A 15,967-nucleotide genomic window follows, 5' to 3' on the forward strand; every position below is an offset into this window, starting at 1 on the left:
TCCTCCTCAGCCCTTCAGACCGGACGTGGCCATGCCGTCGATGAGGTAGCGCTGGAAGGCCAGGAAGAAGGCCAGCACCGGCAGCAGCGCGACCAGGGACATGGCGATCATGCCGCCGTAGTTCGCCAGCGCCTCCTGGTCGACGAACATCTTCAGCCCGAGCGAAACGGTGTACTTGCCGGGCTCGTTGAGGTAGATCAGCGGACCCATGAAGTCGTTCCAGGCGTTGATGAAGGTGAAGATGGCACTGGTGATCAGGGCCGGCCTGCACAGCGGGAGCACGATCGACCAGTAGATGCGCAAGTGCCCGCAGCCGTCGAGCCGGGCCGCCTCGTCGAGTTCCCTGGGCAGGTTGCGCATGAACTGCACCATCAGGAAGACGAAGAACGCCTCCGTGGCCAGGTACTTCCCCAGCAGGAGCGGGGTGTACGTGTTGATCATGTCCATGTTGCGGAAGAGCACGTACTGCGGGATCAGCAGGACGTGGTACGGCAGCAGCAGCGTGCCGATCATCAGCGTGAAGAGCAGATTGCGGCCGGCGAACCTGATCTTCGCGAAGGCGTAGGCGGTCAGCGAGCAGGACACCACGATCCCGATCACCGAACCGACCGCGAGAAAGAGCGAGTTGAAGAAGAACGTGGAGATCGGGATGTCCGCGATGCCGTCGGCGAGGCTCGTGTAGTTCGAGGTGATCGGGTCGGCCGGGAAGAGGTCCAGGCTGCCGACGATGTCCTCGCTGTTCTTGAAGGACCCGCCGACGACCCAGACCACCGGGTAGAGGATCACCGCGAGGATCGCCAGTGACCCGATGTGCCAGGCGAGCGAACCGGGCAGGCGGCGCCGGAAGGCACCCGCCCTCGCGGACCGGGCCGGTGTGACGTCGGGGGCCGACGGGGGTGTCCCCCGGCCGAGCGAAGTCGAGAGATCGGGGGAGCTCATCGGCCGCCCTCCTCGTAGTGCACCCAGCGCTTCTGGGACCAGAAGAGCACCGCGGTGACCAGGGCGACCGCGACCAGCAGCATCCACGCCATGGCGGAGGCCAGGCCCATCCGGCTGTTCTCGAAGCCCTGGACGTACAGATAACAGGTATAGACCATGGTTCCGTCCGCGGGGCCGCAGGCGTTGCCTCCGGCGCCGCCGCCGACGATGTAGGCCGAGCTGAAGATCTGGAAGGAGTGGATGGTCTCCAGCAGCACGTTGAAGAAGAGGACCGGGGAGATCATCGGCAGAGTGATGTTCCAGAACTGCCGCAGCTTGCCCGCTCCGTCGACGTCCGCCGCCTCGTACAGCTCGCGCGGCACCTGTTTCAGGCCGGCCAGGAAGATCACCATGGGGGCGCCGAACTGCCAGACGGTGAGCGCCACCAGGCTGTAGATGATCAGGTCCGGGTCACCGGTCCAGCCTCCGGCCTCGACGCCGAAGATCTTCTGCGTGCGGTCGACGATCGCGCCGTCGGAGAAGATCGCCTTCCACACGATGGCGACGGAGACGCTCGCCCCGATCAGCGACGGCGCGTAGAAGGCGGCCCGGTAGAAGGCCTGCCCGCGCCGCTTCTGGGCCAGCAGCAGCGCCACCCCGAGCGCCGCGATCAGCTTGATCGGCGTACCGACGACCACGTACCAGAGCGTGACCTGCACCGAGTGACGCCAGCGCGGGTCGGCGAACATCTCGGAGAAGTTGCCGAGGCCTATCCACCGGGGAGCGTCGAACAGGTTGTAGTCGGTGAACGCGAAGTAGAGCGAGGCGGCCATCGGGCCCGCCGTCAGCAGCAGGAACCCGGCGATCCAGGGGGACATGAAGAGGTAGCCGGCCAGGTTCTCCCGGCGGCCCCGCCGCTTGAGGGCGGCGGGGCGCGGGGATTCCACCGGACCGTGCCGCGGCTCGGAGTCCCGGGTGGGGCCCTCCGTCGCAGGGGCGTGTGTCACGGCGCTTCCCATCAGCCGGCGAGAGCCGTCTTCGACTCGGTGAAGAACTGCTTGACCGCGTCCGCCACGGAGCGCTTGCCCAGGCCGAGCTCCTCCGCGATGCGCAGGAACGCGGCCTCGCAGATGTCGGCGCCGTTCGGGTGCGGGGTGATCGGTTCCAGGACGCCCGCCTCGACGAGGGACTCCTCGTACGCGGCGATCGCCTTGTTGACCGGGTCGGTCGGCTGGTACGCGTCGTACTGCGCCTGCGTCGTGGGCACACCGCGGTCGTAGCCCATGATCTTGGCGACCTCGGGGTCGTGCACCATGAAGTCGATGAACTGGGCGACCTCCTTGGGGTGCTGGGTGCGCTTGGAGGCGCTGAGCATCAGGGAGCCGAGGTACTGGCCGGTCTTCTTGCCGTCCGTGGTCGGGATGGGCGCGAGGCCGTATTCGCTCTTGCCCTCGGAGGTGTAGCGGACGGTGAAGTTGTCCCAGGTGAACTCGCTGCCGGCGAGTTCGGCGGAGAGCGCCGACTTGGGCTTGATCTGGGCGACCTTCTTCGGATCGGCGAACAGGCCGGTCCTGACGCCCTTCTCGGCCTTGGTCCACCACCGGGTCAGATCCGCCTCGGTGAAACCCAGGCCGTCCTCGGTGAAGAACGCCTTGCCGTTCTGCCGCAGATACAGGTCGTAGAGGTACATGACGCCGTACATGCCGCTGTCCCCGGCGCGCCCGGCCTTGTCGCGGATCTTCACCATCGCGTCGTCGAAGTCGTCCCAGGTCCAGCCCTGTTCGGGCTTGACGCCGGCCCGGGTGTAGACCGGCTTGTCGATGACCAGGGCCAGCGAGTTCGACCCGACGGGCACACCGAGGAGCCTGCCGTCCACCTCGCCGAACTTCTCCAGGCCGGCCCGGAATCCGTCCATGGAGAGGTTGCCGGCCTCCACCTGCCCACTGAGATCGAGCAGCACATTCTTCGCGTCGTATTTACGCAGGAATCCGATGGCATTCTGGAAGACGTCCGGCGGATTCCCCCCGGAGGCCTGCGTATTGAACTTCTTCCAGAAGTCGGGGTACGGCTGGAAGTCGGTCTTGATCTTGATCTTCGGGTACTTCTTCTCGAAGAGCGCGATGGTCTTGTTGATGCGCTCGGCCCGGTCCTCGGCACCCCACCAGGAATAACGGAGCGTCACCGTTCCGTCGCTCGATCCGCTTCCGCCGCCGCACGCGGTGGTCGTGGCACCCAGCCCCGCGACGGCCAGCGAGGCCCCCGCCGCCTTGAGGACCGTACGCCTCCCGGCCTGCCTCGCAACCCACCCCTCGACCCGCCTCTTCGATTTCCCGCCCTGCTGCATACGAGCCTCCCCACGACGTCGCGTCCGCCTCATGAATCGTTTCAAGTAAGCGCTTGCTGGCACAAAGTACGGAGGACCCACGGGCGCGTCAATGATTCGGACAGGAATTGATGGGCGCACCGGCCGGACGCCGTCCGCGGCAGCCCGCGCCCTTTCGGCCGACACCGGCGCAAACACCCAGGTCCACGCGGTCCGGCCGACGGACCGAACACCGCGGGGCCCACCGGAACGCGGGGCCCGGAAGGTCACGGTTGAGTGAAGGAGGGCACAGACAGGAGGGTCTCACCGCCCACCGGGCCGGCACGGGCGAACGGCGAGGGCGCCGCACGGACCCGCCCACCAGGCGCCCGCGCGCAGGCCGGGCACACAGACGCGCCGCGGCCCGGCTCACTGTCGGTGAGCCGGGCCGCGGCGCGATCCGGTGGGCGATACTGGGTTCGAACCAGTGACCTCTTCGGTGTGAACGAAGCGCTCTCCCACTGAGCTAATCGCCCGGACGCAGGAAGAACATTACCCCATGTCAGGGAGTGCCCGTGACGGGCGGGTCCCGGTGGCCGCGCCTCCGCCGGGGCTCACTGGCTCTCGATCTTCCAGGGCATCTCGAGGCCGAACTTCCACAGGTAGACCCCGGCCAGCGCGGCCGCGATCACGAGCCCGGCGGTGGTCAGGATGATGTTCCGGCGCCGCACCCGGGGGTCGAGTGCGCGCTGCGCCGCCTCGGTGACCTTGCGCTTGGTCCACCGGAGCACCAGTTGGGCCCAGACGAACTCGGTCGCCCAGATCGCCATGCCGCCGAAGATCACCACCCAGCCCGGCCCGGGGAGGACCAGCATGGCGACACCGGCCACCACGACCGCGAGCCCCACGATGAAGACGCCCGCCTGCCAGCTCAGATGCAAGGTGCGGCGCGCCTTGACGAAGGCCGGCGCCCTGGAGCCCAGCGCCCGTTCGTCCGATGCCTGGTCAGCCCTGTCCATCCCCGCTCGATCCGCCGTCATGGCCGCCTCGCCGGGTGTGTCACTCCCCGTGTTCATACAGCCAAACACTACCGGAGCCCATCACGTCACCGGAACGGGCGCAGCTCGCGAACGATCTTTCGGCCGGTCGAGCTACGTAAATCCATGCAAAACGCTCAGAGGGGTTTACAACGGCACCGTAGGTGGCATGTCGATTTCGCCGACGTGCGAATCCCCGAGCGCACACTGAGCGAAAGGCCCTGGCGCTTATGAACACCACGGTCAGCTGCGAGCTGCACCTGCGCCTCGTTGTGTCGAGCGAGTCCTCCCTGCCTGTCCCCGCAGGCCTGCGGTACGACACGGCCGACCCCTACGCCGTGCACGCCACCTTCCACACCGGAGCCGAGGAAACCGTCGAGTGGGTGTTCGCCCGCGACCTCCTCGCGGAGGGGCTTCACCGTCCCACGGGCACCGGCGACGTCCGCGTCTGGCCGTCGCGCAGTCATGGTCAGGGCGTCGTCTGCATCGCCCTGAGCTCTCCGGAGGGCGAGGCCCTGCTCGAGGCCCCGGCACGGGCTCTGGAGTCCTTCCTGAAGCGTACGGACGCCGCCGTGCCCCCCGGCACGGAACATCGGCACTTCGATCTCGATCAGGAGCTCTCGCACATTCTGGCGGAAAGCTAGGCGAGGGTTCACCAAGCTGCCCGGCGCCGTCGACTCGGGGTGACGGCTCGGGCCCTGACAGCCGTACGACGGCTTGCAACGGCGCCGACGCCGCGGAGCACCGCGGGCGGCGCCGTTGTGCTGTGCGCCCTCCCGGCGGGAAACCCCGGCGAAGCGATGGGTGTTCCTCAGCAGTTTTCGAAGCCGCGTGCGAGCGAGGGGCGCTCACGGACTCGCGTGAGCCACTACCATCGGCCAGCATCGGCGGGCGTCCGCCCGACCATCAGGCCAGGGAGCGAATCGTGCTGATCACCCACGACACCCGGTGCGCGCTGGAGACCGTGGTGGATCTGGTGAACTCCGCGCCGGAGGACGACTCGGCACCGGACGGACTGCCGGACGTCCCGGCTCTCGAGGCCTTCGTGCGCAGCCACGAGGTCAGCGAGGTCGGGGTCCTCACGGAGTTCGATCTCTCGGCGGTACGCAGGATTCGCGGACGGTTCGCGTCGGTCTTCGCCGCTCCCGACGCCCACAGCGCCGCCAGACTGATCAACGAGCTGATCGCGGCCGCGGGCACCACCCCCCGGCTCACCGACCACGACGGCTACGACTGGCATGTGCACTACTTCGCCCCCGGTGCCTCGGTCAGCGATCACCTGGCGGCCGACTGCGGGATGGCTCTGGCGTTCTTCGTGGTCGCCGGTGAGCAGGAGCGGCTGCGGCGCTGCGAGGCCCCGGACTGCCGGCACGCCTTCGTCGATCTCTCCCGCAACCGCTCACGCCGCTACTGCGACAGCCGAACCTGCGGCAACCGCCTGCACGTCGCCGCGTACCGGGCACGCCGCAAGGAGGCGGCGGGCTGAGCGTACGCAGCGGGAAGGGGCCGCATCCCGGTACCCCGGAGCCGTAAGCGACCGAGGCGAACCGGCTGAGCCGCGTAAGCCGGGCGTGGCCGCGGGGGGCCTTCTGATGCCGTGCCGACGCGGTCCCGACGGGTGGCGCCGGGTACCGCGGGTACGGCTCACAGCCAGAGCAGGTCGTGCAGGGCAGCCGTGAGCAGCAGACACCCGATCACCGCAAGGAAGATCATCAGCGGTGGCTGGGAAAGGGCGAAGAGGCATCCGCGCGGCTCGTCCTGCGGCGGCGCGGCCTCGCTCTGTGTCGTGTCCAGCATCTCGCGGCGATCATGACGCATCGGGAGCCCTCGACGCGATCACCACTCACGGACTGAACGCACGTGCGTCGTTCGGGCCGGTCATGGTCCGGGTTGTGATCGTTTACGCACGTCCTGGGACCGCCTGTGACGCTTCGGCGCGTCCGTCCGCGCCACCTTCATATGCCGTGCTTCTTGAGGATCGCCTCGATGTCGCTGAAGTCGTCGTCGCCCTTGGGCGCGGCCGTGGGCCGGGGTTCGGCCTGACGGGAGCCGGGGCCCAGGGAGGGGGCCGAGGCCGTGGGCGCCACTGCTCCGGGCTGCGTGGACGCACCGGCCGCACGACGCCGCTGCTTGTGTTCCTTGCGCTCCTGGCGGGTGCCGCCGCGCCGGCGCTCCACCGCGCGCGTGGTCATGAACAGCACCCAGGACAGGCCCAGCACGCCGAAGCCCGCCCAGGCCGTGAGGCTGATGGCGGTGTCGGCCAGCCACTCGACCACACCGGTCATCACCAGGCCGATGGGAACGAGCGCATAGGCGGCGATGCGGGTCGCGGTGAGGAAGCGCTTGCGGTAGGCGGTGATCAGCGCGATGCCCAGGCCTGCCGCGGACGCGGCGGAGCAGACGGTCTCGGCAATCATCCGGTCCTCCAGGCAGGGGTTCGGCGGCATCGGGCACTTCGTCCCTTCCATCCTGCACCTTCCCGGCCCGGCCGGGCCATGCTCCGGCCGTAGATCAGGGACATCTCCGGGTCGGCTCCTCCGCGGGTGCCGGTGCCGCGTACTCCTCCCCGGCCTTCGGGGGTGATGCCGGATCCGCGAGGCCCGGCACGCCCTCTCCCCCAAGCTCCTCGGGCAGGGGTCTCTCCAGCCGCGTCGCCGGCCCTTTCGACGTGAACCGCCGGGACAGGCCCACGGGCCCGACGAACCCCAGGTCCGGTTGGGTACCGCGGGGCGGGGCTGGAAGACTGTCGGTCATGAGCGACTCCTCCCCCGGCCGTGCCATCGCCCCCGTGCTCGACGTGTGGTGCGAGCTGCAGTGCTCGGACTGCCGTGACGCCCTCGACGATCTCCGCGCCCTGCGCGCCCGGTACGGCGACCGTCTGGAGCTGCGACTGCGGCACTTCCCGCTGGAGAAGCACAAGCACGCCTTCGCCGCCGCCCAGGCCTTCGAGGAGGCGGCCGAACAGGGGCGGGGCTGGGCCTACGCCGAGGCGGTGCTGGGGCGGGTCGAGGAGCTGGACCGCGGGGGCGAACCCCTCCTGGTCGAGGTCGCCCGGAAACTCGGGCTGGACGCCGAGGAGTTCGACACCGCGCTGATCGACGGCCGGCACATCCTGATCGTGGACGCCGACCAGGCCGAAGGCAAGGCGATCGGGGTGACCGGCACCCCGACCTATGTCATCGGCGGCGAGCGTCTCGACGGCGGCAAGAGCCAGGAGGGCCTGCGCGAGCGCGTCGAGGAGATCGCGGACCGGCTCCTCGACGAACAGGGCGGCTGACCGGGGAGCTCCGCCGCCGCCCGCCCCTCACAGCAGGTGCTTGTACATCGTGTACTGCGTCGTCCCGTAGCCGAGTGAGGCGTAGAGCCGCTCCGCCGGGGTGTTGCCCGCGAAGACGTTGAGCCCGATGACACGTTTCCCCGCGGAGATCGCCTGCGCCTCGGCGAGCAGCATGAGGGAGCGTCCGTGCCCCCGGCCGCGGTGCGCGGCATCGGCCTCGACGTCGAACACGAAGGCCTGTTCCGCGCGTACCGAGAGCCACAGCGTGCCCACGGGGGTGCCCTCGTGTTCGAGGACGCTGAGGGTCATGCCCTCCGAATCCCGTCCGTCGGGCAGCAGAGCCGCGCGGTCCTTGGCCGCCTTGGCCCGCGCCTCGGCCTCCGGCACACCGCGTTCGGTCCAGCTTCGCGCGTACTCCGCCTCGCTCGTGACCGACCACGGACCGTACTCGGCGGCGGTCATCGGCCGTCCGCGGCTGCCCTGCGGCAGAGCGGGCAAAGCGTCCCCCAGCGCCTTCTCCATGGTGTAGTTGCGCACGACGTAGCCGAGCGCCGTGGCGAGGCGGAACGCGGGCCCGGCGGGGACCCTCACCTCGATGCGGCGGCAGCCCCAGCCGCGCGCGATCTCCTCGGCGGCGAGCGCGGCCACCGTGCCCCGGCCGCGCCCGCGGTCCGGCTCCTCGATCCGCAGGTCCGTGATCCGGGCCACGGCGTCACCGAAGACGGGATGCGTACCGATGTGTATGTGTCCGACGGGACGGCTGTTGACGCACACCTGGTAGGGGCGGGAGCGGGTGCCGTCGGGATTCTGCTGGAGCGGCTCGGCCGGCCGCAGGGTCGTGGTCATCACAGGTGTTCTACCCATGCGGCCGCTCGGATCAGCCGCATGTCACGCACCGGTCCCGTCCCCCGGGCCCCGGCCTCCTCACGGGTCGAGGTCGGCTGCCGCGTGCTCGTCGAAGATCCGCATGGCCTTGGCCGTCACCGGGCCCGGGGCGCCGGGCAGCTCACGGTCGTCGACGCGGTGCACGGCCTGCACGTCGCGCAGGGTGGACGTGAGGAAGACCTCGTCGGCCCGCTGGAGGACGTCCATCGGCAGATCGGTCTCGGCGGCACCGGTCCACTCGACGGCCAGCGCCCGCGTGATGCCCGCGAGGCAGCCGGAGGCGACCGGCGGGGTGTGGATCTCGCCGTCCAGGACGACGAAGACGTTGGACCCCGTGCCCTCGCAGAGCCGGCCGACGGTGTTGCCGAACAGCGCCTCGGAGGCGCCCTGTTCGCGGGCGCGGGCGAGGGCGACGACGTTCTCGGCGTAGGAGGTGGTCTTCAGGCCGGTGAGCGCGCCGCGTTCGTTGCGGGTCCACGGGACGGTGATCACGGCGGTGGAGTCGGGGCGGCGGGTGGTGTCGCCCAGGGCGACGACGAGGGTCGGGCCGTGCTCGCCCCGGTCGGAACCGAGGGGTCCGTGGCCGCCGGTGAAGGTGATGCGCAGCCGGCCGAGCGGCATCGGGTTGGCCTCGAGAACGGCCGCGCACGCGCGGCGGACCTCGTCGAGGTCCGGTTCGGGCAGGCCGAGGCCCCGGGCCGAGCGGGCCAGCCGGTCGAGATGCCGGGTCAGCGCGTACGGCCTGCCGTCCACGGCCTTCACCGTCTCGAAGATGCCGTCACCCACGGTCAGTCCGTGGTCGAGGACGGAGACGTGGGCGGACTCGATGTCCTGCAGTCCGCCGTCGAGCCAGATCTTCACCTCAGGGTCCCTTCACTCACCTCGTACCTGCCCGACGCTACCGCGAGCAGCCGGGACGCCTTCAGCTCGGTCTCCCGCCACTCCCCCTCCGGGTCGGAACCCCAGGTGATGCCGGCGCCGGTGCCGAACCGGAGCCGGGCGCCGTCCGGCTCCCGGTCGATCCAGAAGGTACGGATGCCCACCGCGAGGCCGGCTGTGCCCCGGTCGGCGTCCACCCAGCCGATGCCCCCGCAGTACGGGCCCCGGGGCACCGGCTCCAGGGCGTCGATGACGCGCAGGGCGCTCGACTTGGGCGCGCCGGTGACGGAGCCGGGCGGGAACGCGGCGGCGAACAGCTCGGGCCAGCCGGCCCCGGAGCGCAGTTCGCCCCGCACCGTCGACACCAGGTGCACCAGCCCCGGGTGCTTCTCGACGGCGCACAGGTCGGGCACGGTGACGCTGCCGGTGGCGCAGACCTGGCCGAGGTCGTTGCGGACCAGGTCGACGATCATCACGTTCTCCGCGTGGTCCTTCTCGAGGAGGTCGGCCTCGGTGCGTCCGGTTCCCTTGATCGGCCCGGACTCGACGACGCGCCCCTCGCGGCTCAGGAAGAGTTCGGGCGACGCGGTGGCGATCTCCACACCGTGCCCCGGCAGGCGAATCGTTCCTGCGTACGGTGCCGGGTTGCCGCGGGCCAGCAGGGCGGTGAGGGCGTCCACGTCGGCGTCGGCCGGGACGGGGGCGGAGAGTACACGGCAGAGGTTGGCCTGGTACACCTCGCCGGCGGCTATGTGCTCGCGGACGCGCCGCACGCCGGCCACGTACGCGGCGTGGTCCAGGGAGGACGTCCAGTCACCGGCGGCCGGCCCGCGCCAGCGGCCCGGGACCGGCGCGGGCACCTGCTGCTCGTGTACGTCGCGGAAGCGTGCGCAGGTCAGACGGCCCTCGAAGTCCGCGCAGACGGCCCAGAATCCGTGCGACTCCAGGGCGGCCGGGTCGTCGGTGACGTCGAGGAGGCCGGTGGCGACGCGGCTGCCGAAGCGGGCGAGAGGTGTCAGGTCGAGCACGCCGTCGAGTCTATGGCGGTGGTCGTCGGGGTGACCCGGCCGTGTCCGTGAGCAGGCGCGGCGCAGCACGCTGCACAAACGGGTTTTTGTGCTGGCCCCGGAATCCGCTAGAGTTCACCACGTCGCCGGAACGCGCAAGCGGGCCGGACCGACAGGCGGACGTAGCTCAGTTGGTAGAGCGCAACCTTGCCAAGGTTGAGGTCGCGAGTTCGAACCTCGTCGTCCGCTCGAAGGATCGGGGGCCTCCCGGGCCCCTGCACTCCTGGTGGAGTGGCCGAGAGGCGAGGCAACGGCCTGCAAAGCCGTCTACACGGGTTCAAATCCCGTCTCCACCTCCACGGACGATTAGCTCAGCGGGAGAGCGCTTCCCTGACACGGAAGAGGTCACTGGTTCAATCCCAGTATCGTCCACTGGATCCTCGGATCCTCCGCGCGATTAGCTCAGCGGGAGAGCGCTTCCCTGACACGGAAGAGGTCACTGGTTCAATCCCAGTATCGCGCACGCACCGCCCGTGATCCGCTCCTCGGAGTGATCGTGGCCCCGAGGACGATTAGCTCAGCGGGAGAGCGCTTCCCTGACACGGAAGAGGTCACTGGTTCAATCCCAGTATCGTCCACATCGCCCGGAACCCCCGGCCGCTCAGGCGGCCGGGGGTTCCGTCGTCGTGTCAGGGTCCGCTCAGGACGAGAAGAGCATGCGGCCGAAGCCCTTGTTCCGGTGGTGGCCGTGGTGGTGGCCCCCGTGGTGACCGCCGTGCGGGGCGCCCCACGCGGGCTGGGGCGCCGCCGGGTACGCCTGCGGGGCCGCGGGAGGCGGCGGCGCGGCCTGCTGGGACCACTGCGACTCCAGCCTGGTCAGCGACTCCAGCTCGCCGTAGTCGAGGAAGATCCCTCGACATCCGCTGCACTGCTCGATCTGGACACCGTTGCGGTTGTAGGTGTGCATCGGCGCACGGCACTTCGGACACTGCATGATCGGTTCAACTCCTCGCCGGTCGGACCTGCTTCGGATATCTCCAGGACAGACTCTGTCCTACTGGATTCGGTTGCACCCTACTTCGACGATTCGTGCGCCAATTCGGCCGGGATCGCGGCTATTCGCCGGCAGGCGTCGACCAGGGCGTGGTCCACCTCGTCCAGGGGCCGCCCGTCCGCCACCGCCTTGGTGACCGTCCGCGCGGCGGTCTGCACGGTGAGGGCGCGGGCCGGGACCTCCAGGACGGCCCAGGGGTCGCCGGCGGCGCCGAGTGCGGGCCCGCCGGCGGCCCGGTAGGCGCCGAGGAACCGCCCCCACTCCTGCGGCTCCAGCAGCCCGCAGGCGAACCAGGCGGCGGGACGCCCGAGATCCCAGGCCGGGGTGCCCGCGCCCAGGTCGTCGACGTCGATCAGCCGCCAGGACCCTTCGGGCGCCCGCGCTCCGGGTACCCGTACGAGCTGGCCGAGGTGGAGGTCGCCGTGGCACAGGGCGGCCGGCTGCGGCATGGGTGCCTCGGCGCGCGCCCAGGCCGGCAGGGTCGCCCAGGCGGCCAGTACGGGAGCCACGGCCGGGTGTGCGCCGACCGCACGGAGCCCTGCGACGGCACGGGCCGCCTTGAGGGGACCGCGCATGACCGGCGCCGGCTCGGGGACGGGTGCGCGGTGCAGCAGGGCGAGCAGGGTGCCGACGGCTTCCCAGGGGGCGGCGTCCGGGGCGTCCGGGTCGACCGGGGTGCCGTACGGCCAGAAGGTCACGAGCCTGCCGTGCAGGTCGGCCGGTGCCGGACCGAGCGGGGGCAGGAACACGTCCGGGAGGCGGGAGGCGAGGGTGAGGCGCCAGGACAGCCCGGCTGCGTCGGCGTCCGGTGCGTGGGCCTTCGCGACGGTGTCCGCGTGCCGGACGACGGTGCCGTCGGGGCGGTCGGCGAGGGTGCCGCTCGTTCCGCAGGGGCAGGTGGGGGTACGGGTGTGGGCGATGCCTTCGGCCCGGGCGGCGAGTTCGGGAAGGAGGGTGGTGGCTGTCACGGGGCTCCCTGGGTGCGGCCTGGGAAGAGGGTACGCGGGAGCGTGACCGGTGTTGGCCGTTCACGCAGGGAAAGGCACGACTGCCCGCAGTGACGGGGCGCCGGTGGGCGGTGGCGGCTGCGCGACTCGGCAGCACGCACGGACACCGCCCGCCGCAACACCCTCGTAGACACCGCAACCACTCGTTGAGGAATCCCCACAGCCCGCGGCCACCTCCGCGAAAGCACGCCGGTTCAGGCACGGAAAGATGCCGGCGCAGCTCCCCAGCTGCGCCGGCATTCCTGCCGTCCGCCGCACCCCCGTCCCCACGGGGTTTCATGGGTGGATGTCCCCGCCCGGACCGCTCTTCCGGGCCTGGGGTCGCCGCTCAGCGCCCCAGCATCTCTCCCACGGACGACGCCTGTATGGCCACTGTCTCCCACCCGTCGAAAACGAGGAGGAGCAGGACCGCCAGGGGAAGAGCCATCAGTGTCGCCACCACGGGGTGGCGACGGCCCTCGCGGCTCGGGCGGAACATGGCGGCGCCCGCCTTGTGTGCCCGTGTGCGGACGACTGTCCGCGATGCCGTGTGGGCCATGACCCCTCTCCTGACCGTTTCTTGTTGTCGTGGTGCCTCGGGTGCTGTGCGCGAACCTTTGGCAGCGGCGGGCGTCCGACCTCGGGGGACGAGTACCGCACCCGCCGCTTGACCTCAAATCTAGGGGCCCGGCACTTCCCGGACGTCATGCCCTCGTACCGATTGCCGGGCCTCCCGGAGGATGAGCCGTGACCTGCGGCGTACTCCCCTGGGTGGAGACGAGCCCCTCCGTGTCAGGGACATCCCCGAGGGGGCGTCCGGCCCGCTTCTTCCCGTCGCTCATGTCTCCGAGTCGTCCACCCGCGGCACCGGGTGCTCGACCAGCGCGAGGACCCGGTTCGCCATGAACCTGGCCGTGCGCACCGCCGTTCCCGTACGCGTGACTTCACTCACTTCGACCACGCCCCGGCGCACCGCCGTCTCCACTCTGCGGCCCGCCCTGCTCGCCACCACCTCGTACGTGCGCGTCGTGTCCCCGGCGTCCACGACTATCTCCACCCGGTCACCCTTCATTTGATCAATCCCCCTTCGGAATCGAGTGGTTGGGACTGCCATGACCTGCGGACCCGGCCTGTCCGCACGTCCCCCGACCACTCTTCAAGTCTCCCACCCACCACTGACAATCCGTTGCTCCGAGAGGGCGCGGCCTCTGCGCAAGGGCGCCCGGGGAAACGTAAGCTGTGGCACGTCACAGGACCGGGCAGCGGGGATGAACATGGCGATGATGCGCCTGAGGCGCGAGGACCCGCGCGTCGTCGGCTCTTTCAGACTTCACCGACGGCTCGGCGCGGGCGGGATGGGCGTCGTCTATCTCGGCTCCGACAAGAAGGGGCAGCGGGTCGCACTGAAGGTCATCCGGCCCGATCTGGCGGAGGACCAGGAGTTCCGTTCGCGTTTCGCGCGGGAGGTGTCCGCGGCGCGCCGCATCCGCGGCGGGTGCACGGCCCGGCTGGTGGCCGCCGACCTCGACGCGGACCGGCCGTGGTTCGCCACGCAGTACGTTCCCGGCCCGTCGCTGCACGACCGGGTCGCCGACGGGGGGCCGCTCGGCGCGGCCGAGGTCGCCGCGGTCGGCGCGGCCCTGTCGGAAGGGCTGGTGGCCGTGCACGAGGCCGGGGTCGTGCACCGGGATCTGAAACCGTCCAACATCCTGCTGTCCCCGAAGGGGCCGCGGATCATCGACTTCGGCATCGCCTGGGCCACCGGCGCCTCGACGCTCACCCACGTCGGTACGGCGGTCGGCTCGCCCGGCTTCCTCGCGCCGGAGCAGGTGCGCGGCGCGGCCGTCACGCCGGCCACGGACGTGTTCTCGCTGGGTGCCACACTGGCGTACGCGTCGATGGGCGACTCACCCTTCGGACACGGCAGTTCGGAGGTGATGCTGTACCGCGTGGTGCACGAGGAGGCCCATCTCCAGGATGTCCCGGACGCGTTGGCGCCGCTCGTGCGCGCGTGCCTCGCGAAGGACCCCGAGGAGCGGCCCAGCACGCTCCAGCTGTCGCTGCGGCTCAAGGAGATCGCCACGCGGGAGGGGCAGGGATTCACCGACGTACGTCCGCCGGCTCCGCGCGGCGCGGAGCCGGAGCGGGGGGCCGGGAGCCTGGCCGACACCTACCCGGACCGTGCGCAGCGTCGCACGACGGGGCGGCGGGGCGCGTCCGAAGGACAGGTCGCTCCCCCTCCGCACGGCGCGGCTGCGGGTCGCGGTGCCGGTCCGGCCGGGGGCGGGGCGCCGTCGCGGCGCGGCGACCGGAGCGTGCCGTCGTCGCGCGGGGGCAGTGCCTCGCGCGGTGGAGCCTCGCGCGGCGGCAGGCCGTCCCGGTCCGGGTCACGGTCGACATCGGGTTCCCGGTCCGGGTCACGGTCGACGTCCGGTTCCCGGCCCGCATCGGGGTCGCGGAACTCGACGCGGTCGGGCACCGGTTCCCGTCGTCCCGGGCCCCGGACGAGGGGTACCGGCCTGCGGCCGGCCAATCCGCGGCTGCTCGCGCAGCGACTGTTCGTGTTCGTCGTGGTGACGCTGGTGGTCGCGGTCGGCATCGCCCTGATCCAGGGCTGACAGGGGTCGGCCCGCGGTCTCGGCGACGGCTGCAGGGGCAAAACGGCCACCGGCCGCTGGAGCAGGACGCCGGCCGGCTCGGGCTCGCCGGCGCGGCCGGGGCCCCCGCCGGGTCCCTCCCTGGGTACCCGCCCGCGGCCCGGCAGCCTCGGTGGGCTCACGGCGCCGGTGGGCTCACCTCGTCCTGTCCCGTCGGCCGGCCCGTCGCCGCCGCGTAGAAGGCGACCGCGGCCGCCGCGCCCACGTTGAGCGAGTCGACCCCGTGGGACATCGGGATGCGGACCCGTTCGTCGGCGGCGGCCAGGGCCCGGCCGGTCAGCCCTGCGCCCTCCGCCCCCAGCATGAGGGCGACCCTGTCCATCCGGTGCGGGGCGACCTCGTCGAGGCTGCGGGCCTTCTCGTCGGGGGTCAGGGCCAGGAGCCTGAAGCCCGCCTCCCGGACCGGTTCCAGGCCCCTGGGCCAGCTGTCCAGCCTGGCGTACGGCACGGAGAAGACCGCGCCCATGGAGACCTTGACACTGCGGCGGTAGAGCGGGTCGGCACAGTCCGGGGACAGCAGGACCGCGTCCATGCCGAGGGCCGCCGCCGAGCGGAAGATGGCTCCGATGTTGGTGTGGTCGTTGACCGATTCCATGATCACCACCCGGCGGGCGGTGTGCAGCAGTTCGGCCGCCGTGGGCAGGGGGGTGCGCTGCATGGAGGCGAGCGCACCGCGGTGCACGTGGTAGCCGGTGACCTGTTCGGCGATTTCCGGGCTCACCGCGTAGACCGGCGCGGGGGCTTCGTCGATGACGTCGCGCATGACGTCGACCCACTTGGCCGAGAGCAGCATGGAGCGCATCTCGTAGCCCGCGTCCCTGGCGCGTCGGATGACCTTCTCGCCCTCGGCGATGAACAGGCCCTCGGCGGGTTCGCGTGTGCGGCGCAGCTCCACGTCGGTCAGGCCCGTGTAGTCGTGCAGGCGCGGGTCGTCGGGGTCCTCGACGGTGATGAGATCGGCCACG

The 15,967-nt window shown here is 71.0% G+C and carries 17 protein-coding genes, 6 tRNA genes and 1 pseudogene; 9 read left to right on the forward strand and 15 right to left on the reverse strand.

Translation table 11 applies throughout. The annotated features are described in order from the left end of the window. Positions 1–6 precede the first annotated feature (6 nt). From ACWZEH_RS05155 to ACWZEH_RS05175, 5 genes are all read right to left on the reverse strand, one after another. Positions 7–939, reverse strand: coding sequence for a carbohydrate ABC transporter permease (locus tag ACWZEH_RS05155; protein WP_456196019.1), 933 nt, complete (start codon positions 937–939; stop codon positions 7–9). After that, positions 936–1,937, reverse strand: coding sequence for a carbohydrate ABC transporter permease (locus tag ACWZEH_RS05160; RefSeq protein WP_456196021.1), 1,002 nt, complete (start codon positions 1,935–1,937; stop codon positions 936–938). The genes ACWZEH_RS05155 and ACWZEH_RS05160 overlap by 4 nt, the downstream gene beginning before the upstream one ends. Then, a complete protein-coding gene (locus ACWZEH_RS05165; protein ID WP_456196023.1) occupies positions 1,937–3,262 on the reverse strand; it encodes an ABC transporter substrate-binding protein in 1,326 nt (441 codons plus the stop codon). Before ACWZEH_RS05165 ends, ACWZEH_RS05160 begins: the two co-directional genes overlap by 1 nt. Positions 3,263–3,684: 422 nt before the next feature. Then, positions 3,685–3,756 (reverse strand) — tRNA-Val (locus ACWZEH_RS05170). A gap of 78 nt (positions 3,757–3,834) precedes the next feature. Continuing rightward, positions 3,835–4,296 (reverse strand): TIGR02611 family protein, encoded by a 462-nt coding sequence (locus tag ACWZEH_RS05175; protein WP_456196025.1) that lies wholly within the window; start codon positions 4,294–4,296, stop codon positions 3,835–3,837. A gap of 191 nt (positions 4,297–4,487) precedes the next feature. Between ACWZEH_RS05175 and ACWZEH_RS05180 the strand changes: the two genes are divergently transcribed. Both ACWZEH_RS05180 and ACWZEH_RS05185 read left to right on the forward strand, forming a co-directional pair. After that, a complete protein-coding gene (locus ACWZEH_RS05180; RefSeq protein ID WP_004002642.1) occupies positions 4,488–4,901 on the forward strand; it encodes an SsgA family sporulation/cell division regulator in 414 nt (137 codons plus the stop codon). A 281-nt stretch (positions 4,902–5,182) separates the two neighbouring features. Next, the gene (locus tag ACWZEH_RS05185) at positions 5,183–5,743 is read left to right on the forward strand and encodes a CGNR zinc finger domain-containing protein (RefSeq protein ID WP_456196027.1); all 561 of its coding nucleotides are present in this window, start codon (positions 5,183–5,185) and stop codon (positions 5,741–5,743) included. A 158-nt stretch (positions 5,744–5,901) separates the two neighbouring features. Here ACWZEH_RS05185 and ACWZEH_RS05190 read toward each other — a convergent pair whose 3' ends face one another. Then, positions 5,902–6,054: a hypothetical protein gene (locus ACWZEH_RS05190; RefSeq protein ID WP_167353808.1), complete on the reverse strand. Its 153-nt coding sequence runs from the start codon at positions 6,052–6,054 to the stop codon at positions 5,902–5,904. 158 nt (positions 6,055–6,212) lie between these two features. After that, entirely contained in the window at positions 6,213–6,725 is a 513-nt protein-coding gene (locus ACWZEH_RS05195) for a hypothetical protein (protein WP_456196029.1), read from the reverse strand. Positions 6,726–7,009: 284 nt separating this feature from the next. On the opposite strand from ACWZEH_RS05195, the gene ACWZEH_RS05200 reads away from it, so the two are divergent. Beyond that, on the forward strand, positions 7,010–7,534 hold the full coding sequence (locus ACWZEH_RS05200; RefSeq protein ID WP_456196031.1) for a DsbA family protein: 525 nt from the start codon (positions 7,010–7,012) through the stop codon (positions 7,532–7,534). 27 nt (positions 7,535–7,561) lie between these two features. On the opposite strand, the gene ACWZEH_RS05205 is transcribed toward ACWZEH_RS05200, so the two are convergent. From ACWZEH_RS05205 to ACWZEH_RS05215, 3 genes are all read right to left on the reverse strand, one after another. Next, the gene (locus ACWZEH_RS05205; RefSeq protein ID WP_456196033.1) at positions 7,562–8,380 is read right to left on the reverse strand and encodes a GNAT family N-acetyltransferase; all 819 of its coding nucleotides are present in this window, start codon (positions 8,378–8,380) and stop codon (positions 7,562–7,564) included. A gap of 78 nt (positions 8,381–8,458) precedes the next feature. Next, positions 8,459–9,280 (reverse strand): aminotransferase class IV, encoded by an 822-nt coding sequence (locus tag ACWZEH_RS05210; RefSeq protein ID WP_456196035.1) that lies wholly within the window; start codon positions 9,278–9,280, stop codon positions 8,459–8,461. Further along, entirely contained in the window at positions 9,277–10,326 is a 1,050-nt protein-coding gene (locus ACWZEH_RS05215; protein WP_456196037.1) for a chorismate-binding protein, read from the reverse strand. The genes ACWZEH_RS05210 and ACWZEH_RS05215 overlap by 4 nt, the downstream gene beginning before the upstream one ends. A 155-nt stretch (positions 10,327–10,481) precedes the next feature. Here ACWZEH_RS05215 and ACWZEH_RS05220 point away from each other — a divergent pair. The 5 genes from ACWZEH_RS05220 (at position 10,482) to ACWZEH_RS05240 (ending at position 10,943) form a co-directional block, all read left to right on the forward strand. Continuing rightward, positions 10,482–10,554, forward strand: a tRNA-Gly gene (locus tag ACWZEH_RS05220). A 36-nt stretch (positions 10,555–10,590) separates the two neighbouring features. Continuing rightward, a tRNA-Cys gene (locus tag ACWZEH_RS05225) sits at positions 10,591–10,664 on the forward strand. 1 nt (position 10,665) lies between these two features. Next, positions 10,666–10,737: transfer RNA gene (locus tag ACWZEH_RS05230), tRNA-Val, on the forward strand. Between the two features lie 19 nt (positions 10,738–10,756). Beyond that, positions 10,757–10,828, forward strand: a tRNA-Val gene (locus ACWZEH_RS05235). 43 nt (positions 10,829–10,871) lie between these two features. Next, positions 10,872–10,943: transfer RNA gene (locus ACWZEH_RS05240), tRNA-Val, on the forward strand. A gap of 62 nt (positions 10,944–11,005) precedes the next feature. On the opposite strand, the gene ACWZEH_RS05245 is transcribed toward ACWZEH_RS05240, so the two are convergent. The 4 genes from ACWZEH_RS05245 to ACWZEH_RS05260 form a co-directional block, all read right to left on the reverse strand. Further along, a complete protein-coding gene (locus ACWZEH_RS05245; RefSeq protein WP_257850018.1) occupies positions 11,006–11,299 on the reverse strand; it encodes a TFIIB-type zinc ribbon-containing protein in 294 nt (97 codons plus the stop codon). Between the two features lie 80 nt (positions 11,300–11,379). Further along, positions 11,380–12,327 carry a phosphotransferase gene (locus ACWZEH_RS05250; protein WP_456196039.1) on the reverse strand — a complete coding sequence of 316 codons (948 nt, stop codon included), beginning with the start codon at positions 12,325–12,327 and terminating at the stop codon, positions 11,380–11,382. 367 nt (positions 12,328–12,694) lie between these two features. Beyond that, the gene (locus tag ACWZEH_RS05255) at positions 12,695–12,904 is read right to left on the reverse strand and encodes a hypothetical protein (protein WP_257850016.1); all 210 of its coding nucleotides are present in this window, start codon (positions 12,902–12,904) and stop codon (positions 12,695–12,697) included. Positions 12,905–13,183: 279 nt separating this feature from the next. Further along, complete coding sequence (locus tag ACWZEH_RS05260) at positions 13,184–13,417, reverse strand: hypothetical protein (protein ID WP_042174947.1); 234 nt, start codon at positions 13,415–13,417, stop codon at positions 13,184–13,186. Between the two features lie 196 nt (positions 13,418–13,613). On the opposite strand from ACWZEH_RS05260, the pseudogene ACWZEH_RS05265 reads away from it, so the two are divergent. Then, positions 13,614–14,960 (forward strand): annotated as a pseudogene (locus tag ACWZEH_RS05265) (serine/threonine-protein kinase); the annotation flags it as partial. 160 nt (positions 14,961–15,120) lie between these two features. Here ACWZEH_RS05265 and ACWZEH_RS05270 read toward each other — a convergent pair. Then, a complete protein-coding gene (locus ACWZEH_RS05270; RefSeq protein WP_456196041.1) occupies positions 15,121–15,966 on the reverse strand; it encodes a TrmH family RNA methyltransferase in 846 nt (281 codons plus the stop codon). Between the last annotated feature and the right edge of the window lies 1 nt (position 15,967).

The organism is Streptomyces yamdrokensis (assembly GCF_053890455.1).

What these genes read in the sequence shown, in the direction of transcription:
- ACWZEH_RS05155 (WP_456196019.1), bottom strand. Translation starts at nt 939, where the DNA reads ATGAGCTCCCCCGATCTCTCGACTTCGCTCGGCCGGGGGACACCCCCG.
- ACWZEH_RS05160 (WP_456196021.1), bottom strand. Translation starts at nt 1,937, where the DNA reads ATGGGAAGCGCCGTGACACACGCCCCTGCGACGGAGGGCCCCACCCGG.
- ACWZEH_RS05165 (WP_456196023.1), bottom strand. Translation starts at nt 3,262, where the DNA reads ATGCAGCAGGGCGGGAAATCGAAGAGGCGGGTCGAGGGGTGGGTTGCG.
- ACWZEH_RS05175 (WP_456196025.1), bottom strand. Translation starts at nt 4,296, where the DNA reads ATGAACACGGGGAGTGACACACCCGGCGAGGCGGCCATGACGGCGGAT.
- ACWZEH_RS05180 (WP_004002642.1), top strand. Translation starts at nt 4,488, where the DNA reads ATGAACACCACGGTCAGCTGCGAGCTGCACCTGCGCCTCGTTGTGTCG.
- ACWZEH_RS05190 (WP_167353808.1), bottom strand. Translation starts at nt 6,054, where the DNA reads ATGCTGGACACGACACAGAGCGAGGCCGCGCCGCCGCAGGACGAGCCG.
- ACWZEH_RS05195 (WP_456196029.1), bottom strand. Translation starts at nt 6,725, where the DNA reads ATGGAAGGGACGAAGTGCCCGATGCCGCCGAACCCCTGCCTGGAGGAC.
- ACWZEH_RS05200 (WP_456196031.1), top strand. Translation starts at nt 7,010, where the DNA reads ATGAGCGACTCCTCCCCCGGCCGTGCCATCGCCCCCGTGCTCGACGTG.
- ACWZEH_RS05205 (WP_456196033.1), bottom strand. Translation starts at nt 8,380, where the DNA reads ATGACCACGACCCTGCGGCCGGCCGAGCCGCTCCAGCAGAATCCCGAC.
- ACWZEH_RS05245 (WP_257850018.1), bottom strand. Translation starts at nt 11,299, where the DNA reads ATGCAGTGTCCGAAGTGCCGTGCGCCGATGCACACCTACAACCGCAAC.
- ACWZEH_RS05255 (WP_257850016.1), bottom strand. Translation starts at nt 12,904, where the DNA reads ATGGCCCACACGGCATCGCGGACAGTCGTCCGCACACGGGCACACAAG.
- ACWZEH_RS05260 (WP_042174947.1), bottom strand. Translation starts at nt 13,417, where the DNA reads ATGAAGGGTGACCGGGTGGAGATAGTCGTGGACGCCGGGGACACGACG.